At 74.9% G+C, this 17,523-nt stretch carries 14 protein-coding genes; 12 read left to right on the forward strand and 2 right to left on the reverse strand.

Features of this window, described 5'->3' with window-relative positions:
• The first annotated feature begins 114 nt into the window (after positions 1-114).
• The 5 genes from leuS to ACH4SE_RS10695 all read left to right on the forward strand — a co-directional run bounded on the left by leuS (position 115) and on the right by ACH4SE_RS10695 (position 8,610).
• The gene (gene leuS / locus ACH4SE_RS10675) at positions 115-2,997 is read left to right on the forward strand and encodes a leucine--tRNA ligase (RefSeq protein WP_398542953.1); all 2,883 of its coding nucleotides are present in this window, start codon (positions 115-117) and stop codon (positions 2,995-2,997) included.
• 99 nt (positions 2,998-3,096) lie between these two features.
• Positions 3,097-3,675, forward strand: a complete 579-nt coding sequence (locus ACH4SE_RS10680; protein ID WP_398542954.1) for a hypothetical protein — start codon at positions 3,097-3,099, stop codon at positions 3,673-3,675.
• Between the two features lie 151 nt (positions 3,676-3,826).
• Complete coding sequence (locus ACH4SE_RS10685) at positions 3,827-4,672, forward strand: DegV family protein (RefSeq protein WP_398542955.1); 846 nt, start codon at positions 3,827-3,829, stop codon at positions 4,670-4,672.
• Between the two features lie 84 nt (positions 4,673-4,756).
• Positions 4,757-5,539, forward strand: coding sequence for a helix-hairpin-helix domain-containing protein (locus ACH4SE_RS10690; RefSeq protein WP_398542956.1), 783 nt, complete (start codon positions 4,757-4,759; stop codon positions 5,537-5,539).
• A 428-nt stretch (positions 5,540-5,967) separates the two neighbouring features.
• Positions 5,968-8,610, forward strand: a complete 2,643-nt coding sequence (locus ACH4SE_RS10695) for a ComEC/Rec2 family competence protein (protein ID WP_398542957.1) — start codon at positions 5,968-5,970, stop codon at positions 8,608-8,610.
• Here ACH4SE_RS10695 and ACH4SE_RS10700 read toward each other — a convergent pair.
• Positions 8,495-9,004, reverse strand: a complete 510-nt coding sequence (locus ACH4SE_RS10700) for a nuclear transport factor 2 family protein (RefSeq protein ID WP_398542958.1) — start codon at positions 9,002-9,004, stop codon at positions 8,495-8,497. The two genes, ACH4SE_RS10695 and ACH4SE_RS10700, sit on opposite strands and share 116 nt — an antisense overlap.
• A 151-nt stretch (positions 9,005-9,155) precedes the next feature.
• Here ACH4SE_RS10700 and ACH4SE_RS10705 point away from each other — a divergent pair, with 151 nt between their 5' ends.
• From ACH4SE_RS10705 to holA, 7 genes are all read left to right on the forward strand, one after another.
• Positions 9,156-10,046, forward strand: coding sequence for a LysR family transcriptional regulator (locus tag ACH4SE_RS10705; protein ID WP_398542959.1), 891 nt, complete (start codon positions 9,156-9,158; stop codon positions 10,044-10,046).
• 133 nt (positions 10,047-10,179) lie between these two features.
• On the forward strand, positions 10,180-10,821 hold the full coding sequence (locus ACH4SE_RS10710; protein WP_398542960.1) for a winged helix-turn-helix domain-containing protein: 642 nt from the start codon (positions 10,180-10,182) through the stop codon (positions 10,819-10,821).
• Entirely contained in the window at positions 10,818-12,107 is a 1,290-nt protein-coding gene (locus tag ACH4SE_RS10715; protein ID WP_398542961.1) for an MFS transporter, read from the forward strand. The genes ACH4SE_RS10710 and ACH4SE_RS10715 overlap by 4 nt, the downstream gene beginning before the upstream one ends.
• 57 nt (positions 12,108-12,164) lie before the next feature.
• Complete coding sequence (locus tag ACH4SE_RS10720) at positions 12,165-12,656, forward strand: GNAT family N-acetyltransferase (protein WP_398542962.1); 492 nt, start codon at positions 12,165-12,167, stop codon at positions 12,654-12,656.
• A 409-nt stretch (positions 12,657-13,065) separates the two neighbouring features.
• Complete coding sequence (locus ACH4SE_RS10725; protein WP_398542963.1) at positions 13,066-14,109, forward strand: glycoside hydrolase family 11 protein; 1,044 nt, start codon at positions 13,066-13,068, stop codon at positions 14,107-14,109.
• A gap of 71 nt (positions 14,110-14,180) precedes the next feature.
• Positions 14,181-15,248, forward strand: a complete 1,068-nt coding sequence (locus tag ACH4SE_RS10730; protein WP_398542964.1) for a polysaccharide deacetylase family protein — start codon at positions 14,181-14,183, stop codon at positions 15,246-15,248.
• 183 nt (positions 15,249-15,431) lie between these two features.
• Positions 15,432-16,418, forward strand: coding sequence for a DNA polymerase III subunit delta (gene holA, locus ACH4SE_RS10735; RefSeq protein ID WP_398542965.1), 987 nt, complete (start codon positions 15,432-15,434; stop codon positions 16,416-16,418).
• Between the two features lie 24 nt (positions 16,419-16,442).
• Here holA and ACH4SE_RS10740 read toward each other — a convergent pair whose 3' ends face one another.
• Positions 16,443-17,336, reverse strand: coding sequence for a hypothetical protein (locus ACH4SE_RS10740; RefSeq protein WP_398542966.1), 894 nt, complete (start codon positions 17,334-17,336; stop codon positions 16,443-16,445).
• Positions 17,337-17,523: the final 187 nt, after the last annotated feature.

The following is a 17,523-nucleotide window of genomic DNA, read 5'->3' on the forward strand; positions in this document are numbered from 1 at the left end:
TTTTTGTTTGTCCCGCCCGTCCGCCCCCCGGGCGGCGGGACGGCGTCGCAGGCAGGACCCCCAGGCACCGATGGCCGTAGCAGCCGTCATGACATCGATGGAGTACCGAGGACGATGAGCGACACCACCCCGGCCGCCGAGACGGCTGCGCCGCACCGCTACACCGCACAGCTGGCCGCCGAGATCGAGGGCCGCTGGCAGGAGTACTGGGACGAGCACGGCACCTTCTCCGCCCCCAACCCCACCGGCGAGCTGGACGCGGATCCGGCGGAGGCCGCGAAGCCCAAGAAGTTCATCATGGACATGTTCCCGTACCCCTCGGGTGCGGGACTGCACGTCGGCCACCCGCTGGGCTACATCGCCACCGACGTCTCGGCCCGCTACCAGCGCATGACCGGGCACAACGTCCTGCACACCCTGGGCTTCGACGCGTTCGGCCTGCCCGCCGAGCAGTACGCCGTCCAGACCGGCACCCACCCGCGGGTCTCCACCGAGGCCAACATCGTCACCATGCGTGCCCAGCTGCGCCGGCTGGGCCTGGGCCACGACCGCCGCCGCTCCTTCGCGACGATCGACTCCGACTACTACCGCTGGACGCAGTGGATCTTCCTGCAGATCTACAACTCCTGGTACGACGAGGCCGCCGACCGCGCCCGCCCCATCGCCGACCTGGTCGCGCAGTTCGAGGACGGCACCCGGGCCACGCCCGACGGCCGCCCCTGGGCCGAGCTGACCCCCGCCGAGCGGTCCGACGTGCTGGGCGGCCACCGGCTGGCCTACACCGCCGAGTCGCCCGTCAACTGGTGCCCCGGGCTGGGCACCGTGCTGGCCAACGAGGAGGTCACCGCGGACGGCCGCTCCGAGCGCGGCAACTACCCCGTCTTCAAGGCCAAGCTGCGCCAGTGGATGATGCGCATCACGGCCTACGCCGACCGGCTGCTGAAGGACCTGGACGCGCTGGACTGGCCCGAGGCGATCAAGCTGCAGCAGCGCAACTGGATCGGCCGCAGCGAGGGCGCCCGAATCGACTTCCCCGTGCACGGCGCCGCGGGCGCGGCCGGCGACCACGCCGTGACCGTCTTCACCACCCGCCAGGACACGCTGTTCGGCGCCACCTACATGGTGCTGGCCCCCGAGCACGACCTGGTCGACGCGATCGTCCCGGCCGCCTGGCCCGAGGGCACCCGCGAGGCCTGGACGGGCGGCCACGCCACGCCCGGCGACGCCGTCGCGGCCTACCGCAAGCAGGCCGCGTCGAAGTCCGACGTCGAGCGGCAGGCCGACGCCAAGGAGAAGACCGGCGTCTTCACCGGCGCCTACGCCGTCAACCCGGTCAGCGGCGAGCCCGTACCGGTCTTCGTCGCCGACTACGTGCTGATGGGCTACGGCACCGGCGCCATCATGGCCGTCCCCGCCCACGACAGCCGCGACTTCGCCTTCGCCCGCGCCTTCGACCTGCCCATGCGCTGCGTCGTCCGGCCCACCGACGGCCGCGGCGAGGACCCGGCCGCGTGGGACGACGCCTTCGTCTCCTACGACGCGGCCATCGTCAACTCGTCCAACGAGACGGTCTCGCTGGACGGCCTGGGCGTCACCGAGGCCAAGGCCGTGGTCACCACCTGGCTGGCCGAGCGCGGCATCGGCGAGGGCACGGTCAACTACCGGCTGCGCGACTGGCTGTTCAGCCGCCAGCGGTACTGGGGCGAGCCCTTCCCCATCGTCTACGACGAGGACGGCGTCGCGCACGCCCTGCCCGACTCGATGCTGCCCGTCGAGCTGCCCGAGGTCGACGACTACTCCCCGCGCACCTTCGACCCGGACGACGCGGACACCTCGCCCGAGACCCCGCTGTCGCGCAACGCCGAGTGGACGACCGTCGAACTGGACCTGGGCGACGGCCCGCGCACGTACCGCCGCGAGACCAACACCATGCCCAACTGGGCCGGCTCCTGCTGGTACGAGCTGCGCTACCTGGACCCGTTCAACTCCGAGCGGATCGTCGACCCCGCCGTCGAGGCGTACTGGATGGGCCCGCGCGAGGGGCAGCCGGCCGGCGGCGTCGACCTGTACGTCGGCGGCGCCGAGCACGCCGTGCTGCACCTGCTGTACGCGCGCTTCTGGCACAAGGTGCTGTTCGACCTGGGCCACATCTCGTCCTTCGAGCCCTTCCACAAGCTGTTCAACCAGGGCATGATCCAGGCCTACGTCTACCGCGACGCGCGCGGCATCGCCGTCCCCGCGGCCGAGGTCACCGAGCAGGACGGCGCCTACTACTACCAGGGCGAGAAGGTCAGCCGGCTGCTGGGCAAGATGGGCAAGTCGCTGAAGAACGCCGTCACGCCCGACGAGATCTGCGCGGAGTTCGGCGCCGACACGCTGCGGCTGTACGAGATGGCGATGGGCCCGCTGGACGTCTCCCGGCCGTGGGACACCCGCGCCGTCGTCGGCCAGTACCGGCTGCTGCAGCGGCTGTGGCGCAACATCGTCGACGAGACCACGGGCGAGGCCACCGTCACCGACGCCGAGCCCGACGAGGAGACGCTGCGTGCCCTGCACAAGGCGATCGAGGGCGTCAGCGGCGACATGGCGGGCCTGCGCTTCAACACCGCCATCGCCAAGATCACCGAGCTGAACAACCATCTGACGAAGGCGGGCGGCCCCGTCCCGCGCAGCGTCGCCGAGCAGCTGGTCCTGCTGATCGCCCCGCTGGCCCCGCACATCGCCGAGGAGCTGTGGTCCCGGCTGGGCCACACCGGCTCGCTGGCCCACGCCGGCTTCCCCGTCGCCGACCCGGCCCTGGCACAGGACCCCGCGGTGACCTGCGTCGTCCAGATCAAGGGCAAGGTCAAGGCCCGCCTGGAGGTCCCGCCCACCGTCAGCGAGGCCGACCTGGAGGCCCTGGCCCTGGCCGACCCGGCGATCACCGCTGCGCTGGACGGCGCGGTGGTGCGCAAGGTGATCGTGCGGGCGCCGAAGCTGGTCAACATCGTGGTCTGAGCACCGCCCACAGGGGCGGGCCCGGGGGATCCCCCGGGCCCGCCCCGTGCGGTTACGGTGGAGGTACGCGTCTTCGCCCCTGCCCAGGAGGAGCGGCCTGTGGAAACCGCCGGGATCATCGTTCTCCTGCTCGTGCTGGCCTTCCTGGTGCTCGCGGGCGTCGTCGCGGTGCGGACCGTGCGGGCCGTCGGACGCGGGGTGGCCCGCGGCACCGCGCAGGCCCGCCGGGTCGTCGAGGACACCCAGCTCAAGGCCCGCCGCTTCACCACGCCCGGCCCCGGCGGCGAGGTGGCGCAGCTGCGGATCGACCTGCGGGCCGCGATCGACAGCACCTTCGCCGCGCTCGACGCCCGCCACGCCGACGACGCCGCCCTCGCCGAGGCCGCGTCCCTGCTGTCCCGGCTCAACGACCACGCGCGCGCCCTCGACGGCGAGCTCAAGCTCCTCGAACGCGAACCGGACACCTCGCGCATCGCCGCCCGCCTCCCCGAACTGGCCACCCACGTCCGCCACATCACCCACTCCGCGGACTCCCTGCGCTGGGCCGCGCAGGACCGCGCCCGGCACGCCACCGCCGACGACCTGGCCTCCCTGACCGACCAGATCGCCATAGAATCCGCGGCCCTCCGCCACTGGACCCCGACCGAGCCCCCGAAACTGCCGTCGCAGGGGGACTGAGCCGCCTCCGCCGGGAGGCGCGGTCCCGCCGGGCGGGGCGCGCGGCGGCGGCGCGAGAGCGGCGGGCGGGGCGGGCGGCGGCGGCGCGAGAGCGGCGGGCGGGGCGGGCCGCGCTGTCGCCCCGGCGCGTGCCCCGGGTAATCTCGCGGACATGCCCCCGCACGTCGCCATCGTCACGGACTCCACGGCCTACCTCGGCCGTGACGCCCTGATCCGCCACCGCATCACCATCGTTCCCCTCACCGTGGTGATCGGCGACGAGGCCCTGGAGGAGGGCACCGAGATCTCCGCGCCCGCGGTCGCGCGGGCGCTCCAGCGGCGCCGCCCGGTGACCACGTCCCGCCCCGCGCCGCCCGAGTTCACCGCGGCGTACGAGGCGGCCGCCGCGTCCGGCGCGTCGGAGATCGTCTCGCTCCACCTCTCCGCGGACTTCTCCGGCACCTACGACGCGGCCCTCGTCGCCGCGAAGGACGCGCCTGTGCCCGTCCGGGTCGTGGACACGGGCGTGGTCGCGATGGCCCTCGGCTTCACCGTGCTGGCCGCCGCGCAGGCCGCGGAGGCGGGCGGCACGGTCGACGAGGTGGTCGCGGCCGCGGAGAAGCGGGCGGCGGACACGTCCGCGTACTTCTACGTCGACACCCTCGACTACCTCCGCAGGGGCGGCCGGATCGGCGCCGCCCAGGCCCTCTTCGGCTCCGCCCTGGCGGTGAAGCCGCTGCTGCGGCTGGCGGACGGCCGGATCGAGCTGATGGAGAAGGTCCGCACCGCCTCGAAGGCGATCACCCGCCTGGAGGAGATCGTCGTCGAGCAGGCCGGCACCCGCACGGTCGCCCTCGCCGTCCACCACCTCGCCGCGGCGGACCGGGCGGCCACCCTCGCGGAGCGCTTGCGCGAGCGCGTCCCCGGCCTCGACGAGCTGGTCGTGAGCGAGGTCGGCGCGGTGATCGGAGCCCACGCGGGGCCGGGGCTGCTGGGCGTGGTGGTCTCGCCCCACTGAGCGCGCAGGCCGCGGCGGGGAGTTTTCCACAGGCCGCGGACCAAGATCATCGCGGGCGGTGCGGACCGGTCCACGATGATCGGTATGAACGTGACGAACGTGATGAGCGCGACGCGCGCGGCGGTGAAGGCACCCCGGGAGGCGTCCGAGGCACAGGCCCGCACGAGGGAGCGGGCGTCCGCGATCTTCCCGGCCGCAGGCCCTCCGCCCCCGCCCCCGCCGCCTCCGCCGGCGGCCGGGGAAGGCCCGCCGGGCGGTCGGCTCACCGCCGTGCGGACGTGGCTGCTGCTGCGCTGCGGGCTCGAACTGCGCACGGCCGCCGCGCTGACGGCGGTGCTGCTCGCGGCGACGGGGCTGGCGGTACGCCATTACGTGACGGGCCGCCCGCACACGGTACGGGTCGCGGCGGCCGTCCCGCCGGTCGTCCCGACGCCCGGCCCCTCTCCGGCGCGCCCCGCCCTGACGGTCGACATCGCCGGCAAGGTCGCGAGGCCGGGCCTGCGCCGCCTCCCGCCGGGCTCCCGGGTCGCCGACGCCCTCGCCGCGGCGGGCGGCCCCCTCCCCGGCGCCGACACGACCTCCCTCAACCTCGCCCGCCCCCTGGCCGACGGCGAGCAGCTCGTCGTCGGCCGGCCCCAGCCCCCGCCCTCCGCCGCCACGCCCGGCAGCCCCGCCACCCCCCTGAGCCTGAACTCCGCCACGGTGCCCCAACTCGACGCCCTCCCCGGAGTCGGCCCCGTCCTGGCCCAGCACATCCTCGACTACCGCACCCAGCACGGCGCCTTCACCTCCCTCCAGCAGCTCCGCCAGGTCCCCGGCATCGGCGACCGTAAATTCGCCACCCTCAAGCCCCTGGTCCAGCCATGACCCGCCCCGACACCGCCGCCTCCACCCCCTCCCGGCAGCCGCCACCACCCGGCAGCAGCACGCCCGGTGACGGTGGGAGGGGTGCTGGCGCGGTTGCGCGGGAGGGGCGGGGCGCTGGGGGCGGGGGGAGCGGCGTGCGCGGTTCGTGCGGTGGGGAGGTCGTGGGCTCAGGGGAGGGGCTGGTGTCAGGTGGGGGCGCGGGTGGCGGTGCGCCCGGTGACGGTGGGAGGGGTGCTGGCGCGGTTGGGTCTGAGGGGCGGGGCGCTGGGAGCGGCGTGCCCGGTTCGTGCGGTGGGGGGCCACCCCGGGGGGCAGCGCTCCGCGAGGGCACGGCCGGCCGCGCCGGGGCTCCGGACGCCCCCCATTCCGGCGGGCCGCAGGCCATCGCGGAGGAAGGCCGGGAGGGGGAGCGCCCGCCGCAGGCGCCCGTGCACGCGGCTGCGAAGTCCCGGCTCGGCGCGGCGAATCCGCGCCAGGAGGGCCCGCCGGATCTGCGGCTCGTACCGCCGGCGCTGGCGGCGTGGGCGGCGGCCGCGCTGACGCCCGCCACGGGGTGGCGGCCGGTGGTGCTCACGGCCGCCGCCGCGGCAGCGGCGTACGCGCTCGCGGTGGTGGCAGCCGCCGCAACCCGCCGCCGGCGAACCGGGGCCGCCCGCCCCGGAGGAAGCCGCCTCACCACCGCGGCGGCGGCAACGCTGCTGTGCCTCGTGGCGGCAGCCACCTGTGCGGCCCTCGCGGACGCGGACCTGCACCGCGGCCCCCTCCCGGGGATAGCCGCCCACCGGGCCCGCGCGGACGTGGTGCTGCGGGTCACGGGCGACCCGTTCACCACCGGCCCCCGCGCCCCGGGCGCACGTGGCGCGGCGAGAGGCGGCCCCATGGTGGTGGTCCCCGCGGAGGCGATCCGCGTCGGCCCCACGAGCACCCGCACGCCCGTCGTGGTGCTGGCGGACGCCCGCCCGCCGACGTGGCTTCGGCTCGTACCGTCCACCACGGTGCGGGTGGAGGCCCGCATCGCCCCCTCCTCCCGCCCCGGCGAATCGGCGGCGGTGCTGCGCCCGGCGGGGCCGCCCCGCGTGCTGAGCCCGCCCAGCGGGGCGCAGCGCGTCGCGGCCCGGCTGCGCGCAGGCCTGCGCACGGCGAGTGCGGGCCTGCCCCCGGACGTCCGCGGACTGCTCCCGGGCCTGGTGACGGGCGACACCAGCGCGATCCCCCCTGCCCTGAGGGACGATGTCGAGGCGACGGACCTGGCGCACCTCACGTCCGTGTCGGGAGCCAACCTCACGATCGTCCTGCTGCTCCTGATCGGCCCCCCGGCCGAAGCCGCGCTGGCCGAGCGCCGTGGCACGGCGGCCGCCCTGGGCGTGCCGCTGCGCCTGACGGCGGTGCTGGGCGCGGCCCTGACGGGCGCGTTCGTGCTGGTGTGCCGTCCCGGGCCGAGCGTGCTGCGGGCGGCGGCGTGCGGCCTGATCACGCTGCTGGCGATCGGCACGGGCCGCCGCCGGTCCCTGGTGCCCGCGCTGTGCGGGGCGGTGCTGCTGCTGGTGCTGTGCGATCCGCGGGTCGCCCGCTCCTACGGCTTCGCCCTGTCGGTGCTGGCGACGGCCTCGCTGCTGACGCTGGCGCCGCGGTGGAGCGCGGCCCTGCGGCGCCGCGGGGTGCCGCCGCGGCCGGCGGAGGCGCTGGCGGCGGCCGCGGCGGCACAGGCGGTGTGCGGCCCGCTGCTGGTGGTGCTGTCGGCGCGGCTCAGCCTGGTGGGCGTCCCGTGCAACCTGCTGGCGGAGCCCGCGGTCGCGCCGGCGACGGTGCTGGGCTTCTGCGCGCTGGCGGTGGCGCCGCTCTCCCCGGCCGCGGCGGCGGCCACCGCGTGGGTGGCGGGCTGGCCGGTGCGGTGGATCGCGGCGGTGGCCCGGCACGGAGCCGCGCTGCCGGGCGCGCGGGTGGGGTGGCCGGGCGGCTGGGCGGGCGCGGCGCTGCTGGCGGGGCTGACACTCGCGGTGGCGGTGCGCGGCGGCCGCGTGCTGCGCGTGCTCGCGGGCCGCCCGTGGACGGCGGCGGCCGCTGCCCTGCTGGTGCTGCTGGCGCTGACCCGTCCGCTGCCGCTGCCCGTGCCGCTGCCGTGGCAGGCGACGCGGTGGCCGCCGGCGGGCTGGCGGTTCGCGATGTGCGACGTGGGGCAGGGCGACGCGCTGGCGCTGTCCGCGGGGCCGGGCAGCGCGGTGGTCGTGGACACCGGCCCCGACCCGGTGCTCGCGGACCGCTGCCTGCGTGATCTGCGGGTCACCACGGTGCCGCTGCTGATCCTGACGCACTTTCACGCGGATCACGCCGACGGCCTCGGCGGGGTGCTGCGCGGGCGCGCGGTCGGCGCGATCGAGACGACGGTGCTGGACGAACCGGCGCCGGAGGCCGCGCGGGTGCGGCGGGCGGCGGCGGCCGCGGGCGTGCCGGTGCTGCGGGCTGCGGCGGGGGAGCGGCGCGCGGTGGGTTCGCTGGCCTGGCGGGTGCTGTGGCCGCCGCCGGACGCGGCAGGGCTGCCGGACGACGATCCGAACGACGCGAGCGTGGCGCTGCTGGTGAGCACGGGCGGCCTGACGCTGCTGCTCGCCGGGGATCTGGGCCCGCGGGCGCAGAGCGAGGTGCTGGCGTCGGTGCCGGATCTGCCGCGGGTGGACGTGCTGAAGGTCCCGCACCACGGCAGCGCTTACCGGGACGACGTGTTCTTCGCCCGCCTTCGCCCGCGGCTGGCGCTGATCTCGGTGGGGGCGCACAACACCTACCGCCATCCGGCGCCGGGGACGGTCGCCGCGCTGCGCGGGCTGGGCGCCACCGTCTTCCGTACCGACCGGGACGGGCCGGTGGCCGTCACCGCCGGCCCGGGCGGGCTGCGCGCGTCCACGCCCCGCCGCGGCGGCGGCCTGCTCGCGGCGGGGGAGGGGCGGCGGGCCCCTGCGCTCAGGCGCCGAAGATGGCCGCGGGGTCGCCGGTGTACCAGGCGTTGTCGATGCGCATCCGGCGGATCACCCACCGGTCGCCGTCGCGCACCAGGTCCACCGCGTAGGGGTTCTTGAGCAGCGCGAAGGTGCCGTGGTCGGCGGTCAGCAGGTGCTGGGCCTCGACGAGGGCGGTGAGGCGCGCGGTGTCGCCGTCGATCGCGATGCGCGCATTGGTGACCTGGTGGGTGGTGTCCACGCGCCCGGCGAAGAGTCCGAGGACGGTGGTGACGATGCTGTCCCGCCCGGCCAGCCGCGGGGCGTTGCCGCCCCACTTCGCGGAGGCCGGGGCGAAGTCGATCTCGGCGTCGGGCGCGAAGGCGGAGGCGAAGAGCGCGGCGTCCCCGAGGTCCTGGCCGAGGCCGAACCGCAGGAGGGCGTCGAGGATCTCCGTACGGTCGCGCAGCTCCCGCAGGGTCGCGGCGCTGTCGGCGGCGGGGGCGGTGAGGGCGTGGGTGCCGGTGACGTACATCGCGTGCTCCTGGTGCGGGTGGAGGTCCGGGGAAGCCGGAAGGAGGGGCGGGGAGTGGGGCTGTGACGAGCCTCGCCGGGCACGGCGGACGGATCAACGCCGCTCTGTGCAACGATCGTTGCGGCAGGGTTGACGATGCGGGGGCGGGGCGGTGCTGGAACGGTACGAGCTGGAGGTGCTCCTCACGCTGGCCGAGGAGCTGCATTTCGGCCGGACCGCCGAGCGGCTGCACATCTCCACCGCGCGCGTCAGCCGGACGGTGGCGACGCTCGAACGCCGGATCGGCGCCCCGCTGTTCGCACGCACCAGCCGCCGGGTGGAGCTGACGCCGGTCGGGCGGCGGCTGGCGGAGGAGGCGCGGCCCGCGTGGCGGCGGATCACCGCGGCGTACGAGGCCGCGGTGGAGGCCGGCCGCGGCCTCACGGGCACGCTGGACGTCGCGTTCACCGGCGCCGCGGGCGGCCAGCTCCTGGCGGGTGCGGCCGAGCGCTTCCGCGAGCACGCGCCCGGCTGCGAGGTGCGGATCCGCGAGGCCAGGCCCGCGGACGTCGTGGCCTGGCTCCGCGACGGCGAGGCCGAGGTGGTGCTTGCGAGCCTCCCGGTGGACGGGCCCGGCATCGCCTCCGGTCCGGTGCTGATCGGTGAGGCGCGCATGCTCGCGGTGCCCGCCGGGCACCCCTTCGCGCGCCGCGGGACGCTGTCGCTGGAGGATCTGGCCCGGGTGACGCTGCTGCGGCTGCCCGCCCACGCGCCGCAGTCCCTCCAGGAGGACCGCGCGCCGCGCACCACCCCGGCGGGGCGGCCGATCGCGCACGGCCCGGCGGCGGCGACGTACAACGAGTTGCTCACCCTCGTCGGCGCGGGCCGGGGCGCCCTCGTCACCGGTGCCCAGACCCGCCGCTACTACGCACGCCCCGACGTCGCCTACGTCCCCTTCCGCGACGCCCCGCCCGTGGAGTGGGCCCTGCACTGGCGCGCCGACGCCGCCACCGCCCGCGTCCGGGCCTTCGCCGACGCCGTCGGCGCTCTGCTCGGCCGCTGACCCAAGCCGCCGAACCCCCGCCGGGCCCCCTCCGCTCCCCGTCTGCCTCTCCGCCCGCCCTCCGGTCCCCGTCCTCTCCCGCACGCTAAAGGTCTCTTGCTAAAGAAGTCTTGAGAAAGCTATCGTGAGGACCGTGCCGGAGAAGCCGCTCGACCACCAGATCCACCTCGGAGACCCGCGCGCCCTGCGCGCGTACGCGCATCCCACACGGATGGCGCTGGTCGGCCTGCTGCGCACGGAGGGGCCTTTCACGGCGACGCGGGCGGCCGAGCTGACGGGCGAGTCCGTCGCCAGCTGCTCGTACCACCTGCGGATACTGGCGAAGTACGGTCTGGTCGAGGAGGCCGAGCCGGGGGCGCCGGGGCGGGAGAAGCCCTGGCGGGCCACCGCCTCGTACACCGACTGGCCGGCCTGGTCCGCCGACCCGGCGGTCGCGGACGCCGCCGGCGCGCTGAGCACGGCCGTGGCCGAGGTGCAGTTCAACCGGCTGATGCGGGCCCGCGAGCTGCGGCACACCCTGCCGGCGCAGTGGCAGCGGGCCGAGACGTACTCCGACGTGACCCTCTACCTCACCCCCGAGGAACTGTCGGAGCTGGGCGGGCGCATCGACGAGGTGATCGCGGAGTACGCGCGGCGCGACCAGGACCCCAAGGACCGTCCGCCGACCGCCCGCCGCGTGACGTACCTGCACACCGGCTACGTCGCCCCGGGGCAGCCGGCCCCGCCCGCAGAAGCCGCGCCCGGGCCCGCGCCGGAGCAGCAGGAGGAGCCGTGAGCACCGCGACGGCCGTCCGCGCGCTCGCGGCCCGGGCGCCCGCGCTGCTGCACGAGCGGCAGTTCCGGCGTTACTGGACCGGCCAGACGGTGTCGCTGTTCGGCGACGAGGTCACCTACCTCGCGGTGCCGCTGACCGCCGTCCTGGTGCTGCACACCGGTCCCACCGGTGTGGGCTGGCTGCGCTTCGCCGGGCTGCTGCCCGCCCTGCTGTTCTCGCTGCACGGCGGCCTGTGGGCGGACCGCCGCGGGCGGCGCCGGCGGACGATGGTCGCCGCCGACCTCGGCCGCGCCGCGCTCATGGCGTCCGTCCCGCTCGCCTTCGCCCTCGGTGTGCTGACCTTCACCCAGCTCTGCGTCGTCGTCTTCGCCGTCGGCACCCTCGCGGTCGGCTTCGACGTCTGCAACGCCGCCCTCTTCGTGTCCCTCGTCGGCCGCGAGAGCTACGTCACCGGCAGCTCGCTGGCCAGCGGCAGCCGGGCCTTCTCCTTCATGGCCGGGCCCAGCGCGGGCGGCCTGCTCGTCCAGCTGGTCGCCGCCCCGCTCGCGCTGCTCGTGGACGCGGCCTCCTACGCCTTCTCCGCCTGGCAGCTCGCCCGGATAGCTCCCGAGGAGCCGCCCGCCGTGCCACGCGGCCCCGGCGGGCTCGGCGAGGGGCTGCGCTTCGTCGGCCGCTCCGCGCTGCTGCGCCCGATGCTCTCCTGCGTCGCGACGATCAACCTCTTCAACTTCGCCTTCAGCACGCTCGTCGTCCTCTACGCCGTCGACGGCCTCGGCATGAGCGCGGGGACGCTGGGCCTGGTCCTCGGCGCGGGCGCCTTCGGCAGCCTGCTCGGCGCGGTGGTCAGCGGGCGGATCGTGCGGGCGATCGGCATCGGCCCGGCCTTCACGCTCGGAGCGGTCGCCTTCCCCGCCCCGCTGGTGCTCGTGCCCATGGCCGGCGGCCCGGCGCCACTGGTGCCGGCCGTTCTCTTCGTCGCGGAGTTCGCGGCCGGAGCCGGAGTGATGCTGCTCGACATCGCCGCGGACACACTCAAGGCCGCCGTCATCCCCGACGCCCTGCGCTCACGGGTGTCCGGTGCCTTCCGCATGGTCAACTACGGGGTCCGCCCGCTCGGCGCGCTCGGCGGCGGCCTGCTCGGCTCGGCGATCGGGCTGCGCCCGGCGCTGTGGGGCGTGGCGACGGCGGCCGTGCTGGGTGCGCTGTGGCTGCTGCCGTCGCCGATACCGCGGTTGCGCGAGCTGCCGCAGCCCGCGCGGGCCGAGCCGCCGGTGCAGGCCGCGTGACCGGCTCCCGAGTGGCCCCGCCGCAGGTCAGCGCGGGTGCGATGGCATAATCCCGGCATGAGCGCCGCCGCCTCCCGCCTCCCCGCCGACCCGCCGTCCTGGCACCTGCGCCCGTCCACCCAGGCGGATCTGGAGCCGCTCGCGGACCTGCGCGCGGTGGTCATGCGCCCGGACCTGGAGCGCCTGGGCCGCTACGACGAGCACCGGGTGCGGCAGCGGCTGCGCGACTCGTTCTCGCCGGTGCGCACCGCGATCATCGTCGTCGGCGGCGAATTCGCCGGCTCGATCACGCTGCGCCCCCACGGGGACGGGGGGCAGTGGCTGGAGCACTTCTACCTCGCTCCGCGCCACCAGGGCCGCGGACTCGGCTCGGGCGTGCTGCGGGCGGTTCTGGCGGAGGCGGACGCACGCGGGCAGACCGTGCGCCTGAACGTGCTCCAGGGCAGCCCCGCCCGCCGGCTCTACGAGCGGCACGGCTTCACCGTGGAGTCCGAGGACCCGGTGGACGTCTTCATGACCCGCGCCCCGGGGCCGGTCCGCGCGGCCTGACCCGCACCGCCGGCGTGCGGCGATCGAGCATCCGGAACTTTTACGAAAATTTCGGAGCCGACAGCTCCGTCTCATCCGACATATCCACGCCAGCTCCGGGTGTTCTCGCTGCTGATACCCCTTCGGTGCGCTGTGGCCAGGCACAACACTGTGCCACGCTCTCCCGCACGAGTCGAAGGTTTCGCAAACTTCGCCGAAACTGTTGACAGTTGACGGGGGCGGATCAACACTGTTCGCCGTTGAGACCGCACCACCCGTCACCCGGACCGCACCGCGGACCGGGCATTCCGGGCCCTCCGCACGAGCCGCCGAGCGGGGTGTCCGAGCCATCCCCCACAAGTGACGCACCCCTGCCACGGGGTCATGTCGCGCTGCCCGCACACCCGGGCATTCCTCCAGGAGGACACCTGTGAACCGTCCCCCCACCACCCGAGCGCGTCGAACCGGCCGGCTGCGGCTGCTGTTCAGCGGGATCGTGACGACCGCGCTCATCGGTGTCGCGGCCCTCGCCATGCCGGGCACCGCCAGTGCCGACACCACCGTGAACACCAACAGCACCGGCAACAACAACGGGTACTTCTACTCGTTCTGGAGCCAGAACAGCGGCCAGGCCTCGATGACGATGGGCTCCGGCGGCCAGTACAGCACCCAGTGGAACAACGTCGAGAACTTCGTCGCCGGCAAGGGCTGGAACCCCGGCAACACGAACCCCGTGACGTACTCCGGCTCGTGGAACTGCAGCGGCAACTGCTACCTGTCGCTGTACGGCTGGACCACGAACCCGCTCATCGAGTACTACATCGTCGAGAACTACGGCAACTACAACCCCAGCACCGGTGCCACCCGGCTGGGCTCGGTCAACAGTGACGGCAGCACGTACGACCTGTACCGGACGCAGCGCGTCAACCAGCCCTCCATCCAGGGCACCGCGACGTTCTACCAGTACTGGGCCGTGCGCCAGGCGAAGCGGACCGGCGGCACCATCACCGTGTCCAACATCTTCAACGCGTGGTCCCAGGCGGGCCTGAACCTCGGCACCCCGAACTACGAGATCCTGGCCACCGAGGGCTACCACTCCTCCGGCAGCTCCAACATCACCGTCGGCTCCAGCAGCGGTGGGACGAGCGGTGGCACCACCGGCGGGACGACCGGCGGGACGACCGGCGGCACCACGGGCGGCACGGGTGGCAGCTGCACCGCCAACGTCAGCGCCGCCGAGAACTGGTCGGACCGCTACAACCTCAACGTCTCGGTGAGCGGCGCCAGCAACTGGACCGTGACGGCCAACATCCCGTCGCCCGAGAAGGTCATGGCGACCTGGAACGTCTCGGCCAGCTACCCCACCGCCCAGACGCTCGTGGCCAAGTCCAACGGCAGCGGTAACAACTGGGGCCTGACGATCCAGAAGAACGGCTCCACCACGTGGCCGTCCTTCTCCTGCCAGGCCAACTGACGCTCCCACCCCAACGTGCCCGACGGCGGGCGGCCCGCAGGGGCCGCCCGCCTCGCAGAGGAGATCCCCCCATGAACGACACTCCTCGCTCCACCCCCCGTACCCTGATCGCCGGCCTCGCGGTGGCCGCGCTCGCCGCGACCGGTGTCGTCGCCTCGACCGTGAACTCCACCCCGTCGCAGGCGGCGACGTGCAACGGCTACGTCGGCCTGACCTTCGACGACGGCCCCTCCAACGACCACACCCCGGCGATCCTCAACGCGCTCAAGCAGAACGGCCTGCGCGCGACGATGTTCAACGAGGGTCAGTACGCCGCCTCCTACCCCTCGCAGGTCGCGGCCGAGGTGGCCGCGGGCATGTGGGTCGGCAACCACAGCTACACCCACCCGCACCTGATCCAGGAGAGCCAGGCGCAGATCGACTCCGAGATCGGCCAGACCCAGCAGAAGATCGCGGCCGCCGGCGGCGGGACGCCGAAGCTCTTCCGGCCCCCGTACGGCGAGACCAACTCCACCCTGAAGTCGGTCGAGGCCAAGTACGGCCTGACGGAGATCATCTGGGACGTCGACTCGCAGGACTGGAACGGCGCCAGCACCGACTCCATCGTGGCCGCCAACGCCCGGCTGACCAACGGCCAGATCATCCTCATGCACGAGTGGCCCGCCAACACCCTGGCCGCCATCCCGCGCATCGCGCAGGGCCTGGCCAGCCGCGGCCTGTGCGCCGGCATGATCTCGCCGCAGACCGGCCGCGCGGTCGCCCCCGACGGCGGCGGCAGCACGACCGGCGGTACGACGACCGGCGGTACGACGACCGGTGGCACCACGACGGGCGGCACGACGACCGGCGGCACGACGACCGGCGGCACGGGCGGCGGCTGCACCGCGACGCTCTCCGCGGGAGCCTCGTGGAGCGACCGCTACAACCTCAACGTCGCGGTCACCGGCTCCAGCAACTGGACGGTCACCATGAACGTCCCGTCGCCCGAGAAGATCATGGCGACCTGGAACATCTCCGCCAGCTACCCCAACGCCCAGACGCTCGTGGCCAAGCCCAACGGCAGCGGCAACAACTGGGGCGTGACCGTCCAGAAGAACGGCTCCACCACCTGGCCCACGGTCTCCTGCTCCACGAGCTGACCCCCGCACGACACCCCGACCGCGGGACCCGGCGCCAGGACGCGGCGACGGGTCCCGCACCTCCCGGCCCCGCCGCCGGACCCCCATGCCGGCGGCCGGGCCGGGGCCGCCGGGCACGGTCCGCCGACCGGACGGGCCGCCGGCGGACCGGGCTGTCGGCCGGGCGTGCGATGCTGGTCCGCGATGGCCAAGAAGACCGCTTCCGACGACCTGCTCGCCCCCCTCACGCTCGCCGTGGGACAGGAGGAGCTGCTGCTCGACCGCGCCGTGCGCGAGGTCGTGGCGGCGGCGCGCGGGGCCGACCCCGACACCGACGTGCGGGATCTGGCGCCCGAGGCGCTCCAGCCCGGCACCCTGGCCGAGCTGACCAGTCCGTCGCTCTTCGCCGAGCGCAAGGTCATCACCGTCCGCAACGCCCAGGACCTGTCCGCCGACACGGTCAAGGAGCTCAAGGCGTATCTGTCCGCGCCCGCCGAGGAGATCACCCTGGTGCTGCTGCACGCCGGCGGCGCCAAGGGCAAGGCGCTGCTGGACGCGGCACGCAAGGCGGGCGCGCGCGAGGTGGCGTGCCCGAAGATGACCAAGCCCGCCGACCGGCTGGCCTTCGTCCGCACCGAGTTCCGCACGCTGGGCCGGGCGGCCACCCCCGAGGCGGCGCAGGCGCTGGTCGACGCGCTGGGCAGCGACCTGCGGGAGCTGGCGAGCGCCTGCGCCCAGCTCGTCGCCGACACCGACGGCACGATCGACGAGCCGGTGGTGCGCCGCTACTACACCGGCCGCGCCGAGGCCACCGGCTTCGAGGTGGCCGATCTCGCCGTGACCGGGCGGGCCGCGGAGGCGCTGGAGCGGCTGCGCTGGGCGCTCGCCGTGGGCCAGCCCGCACCCGGCATCACCTTCGCGCTCGCCTCCGGGGTGCGCGCGATCGGCAAGCTCGCCTCCGCGCCGCGCGGCGCGAATCCGGGGCAGCTCGCCCGTGACCTGGGCATGCCGCCGTGGAAGATCGACCGCGTCCGTCAGCAGATGCGCGGCTGGAGCGCGGACGCCGTCTCGGTGGCGCTGCGCGCGGTCGCCGAGGCGGACGCCGCGGTCAAGGGCGGCGGCGCCGACCCGGCGTACGCGCTGGAGAAGGCCGTCGTCACGATCGCCCGCGCCGCCCGCGCCCGGGGCTGAGCGCGGCCGGCACCGGGGGGACGGTCACTTCTTGAGGTTGGCCATCGTCGCCCTGGCCGCCGCCTTGACCCACTCCGTGCCCTGGTCGAGCGAGGGCTCGTCGTCGTCGGCCTCCACCGAGTAGATGTCCCAGGACAGCGTCATGGTCAGTCCGCCGTCGCGTACCGCGAGCACCACCGTGCGGTCACCGGAGTCGCTGCTGTCGGAGCCCGAGCTCTTGGGCACGGTGTCCTGGGTGATCAGATACGCCTCGTCGCCGAAGCCGTCCACCGCCGTGACCTTGTAGTTGCTGTCCGGATCCGAGCCGTGGTCGCCGAAGCTGCGCCAGTGGTCCTCGAACTCCGGGGCCGGGTCGGCCTTGCGGTGCAGGTCCGCCTCGACCGAGACGTAGCCGGTGGAGGCCGTGGAGTCCTCCTGCTCCAGCCCCTTGCTGCAGTACATCTGCACCAGGGCGGGGCGGTCGCTGACGTACTTGGTCGGATCGTCGTCGCCCTTCGGGTACTTCTCGTCGAAGGCGCTGAGATCCGCGGTCGCGCACAGGTCCTTGACCGGCTTGTAGCCGTGCAGGCTGGGCGCCGAGGAGCCGTCCCCGCCGAGCACGAAGACCCCGCCGGCCCACAGTGCGGAGGCCACGGCGGCACCGACGACCGCCCACAGCACGGCCTTCCCCGCCGCGCTCCGCCCCGCGCCGCCCGGTACCGGCGGTGCCCCGGGGACGCCGGGCGCCGGCGGTGCCCCGTAGTAGCCGGGCTGCGGCGGCCCGAAGCCGGGGGAGGTCTGGGCGTAGGGGTTGTGCTGGGCGGGCACGGGCGCGCCGTAACCGCCGCCGGTCGGCGGCTGCGCCGGGGGCTGGCCCGGTATCTGCGGGTTCTGGTACGGCTGGGGGCCCGGCTGCCCAGGCTGCGGCGGCGTCGACATAGGGTGAGGATATCGACACCCTCGGACAACCGTACATGGCGTTTCCGCACATATGCGTGCTGCCCGTCCGGGGGACCCGGACGGGCAGCAGGGGCAGTGTGCGCGAGCGCCGCAGGCACGTGGCGAACGTCCGCGTGCGGCGCGGGCCGAGGTGGTGCGGGTCCGGGCGGTAGAGGGGCCGCTTCTT

Source organism: Streptomyces sp. NPDC020983 (assembly GCF_044333485.1).
GTDB lineage: Bacteria > Actinomycetota > Actinomycetes > Streptomycetales > Streptomycetaceae > Actinacidiphila.

Excerpts from the sequence above, each read along its gene's own strand:
- ACH4SE_RS10700 (WP_398542958.1), bottom strand. The coding sequence starts at position 9,004 with ATGTACGTCACCGGCACCCACGCCCTCACCGCCCCCGCCGCCGACAGC.
- ACH4SE_RS10740 (WP_398542966.1), bottom strand. The coding sequence starts at position 17,336 with ATGTCGACGCCGCCGCAGCCTGGGCAGCCGGGCCCCCAGCCGTACCAG.
- ACH4SE_RS10730 (WP_398542964.1), top strand. The coding sequence starts at position 14,181 with ATGAACGACACTCCTCGCTCCACCCCCCGTACCCTGATCGCCGGCCTC.
- ACH4SE_RS10720 (WP_398542962.1), top strand. The coding sequence starts at position 12,165 with ATGAGCGCCGCCGCCTCCCGCCTCCCCGCCGACCCGCCGTCCTGGCAC.
- leuS (WP_398542953.1), top strand. The coding sequence starts at position 115 with ATGAGCGACACCACCCCGGCCGCCGAGACGGCTGCGCCGCACCGCTAC.
- holA (WP_398542965.1), top strand. The coding sequence starts at position 15,432 with ATGGCCAAGAAGACCGCTTCCGACGACCTGCTCGCCCCCCTCACGCTC.
- ACH4SE_RS10685 (WP_398542955.1), top strand. The coding sequence starts at position 3,827 with ATGCCCCCGCACGTCGCCATCGTCACGGACTCCACGGCCTACCTCGGC.
- ACH4SE_RS10690 (WP_398542956.1), top strand. The coding sequence starts at position 4,757 with ATGAACGTGACGAACGTGATGAGCGCGACGCGCGCGGCGGTGAAGGCA.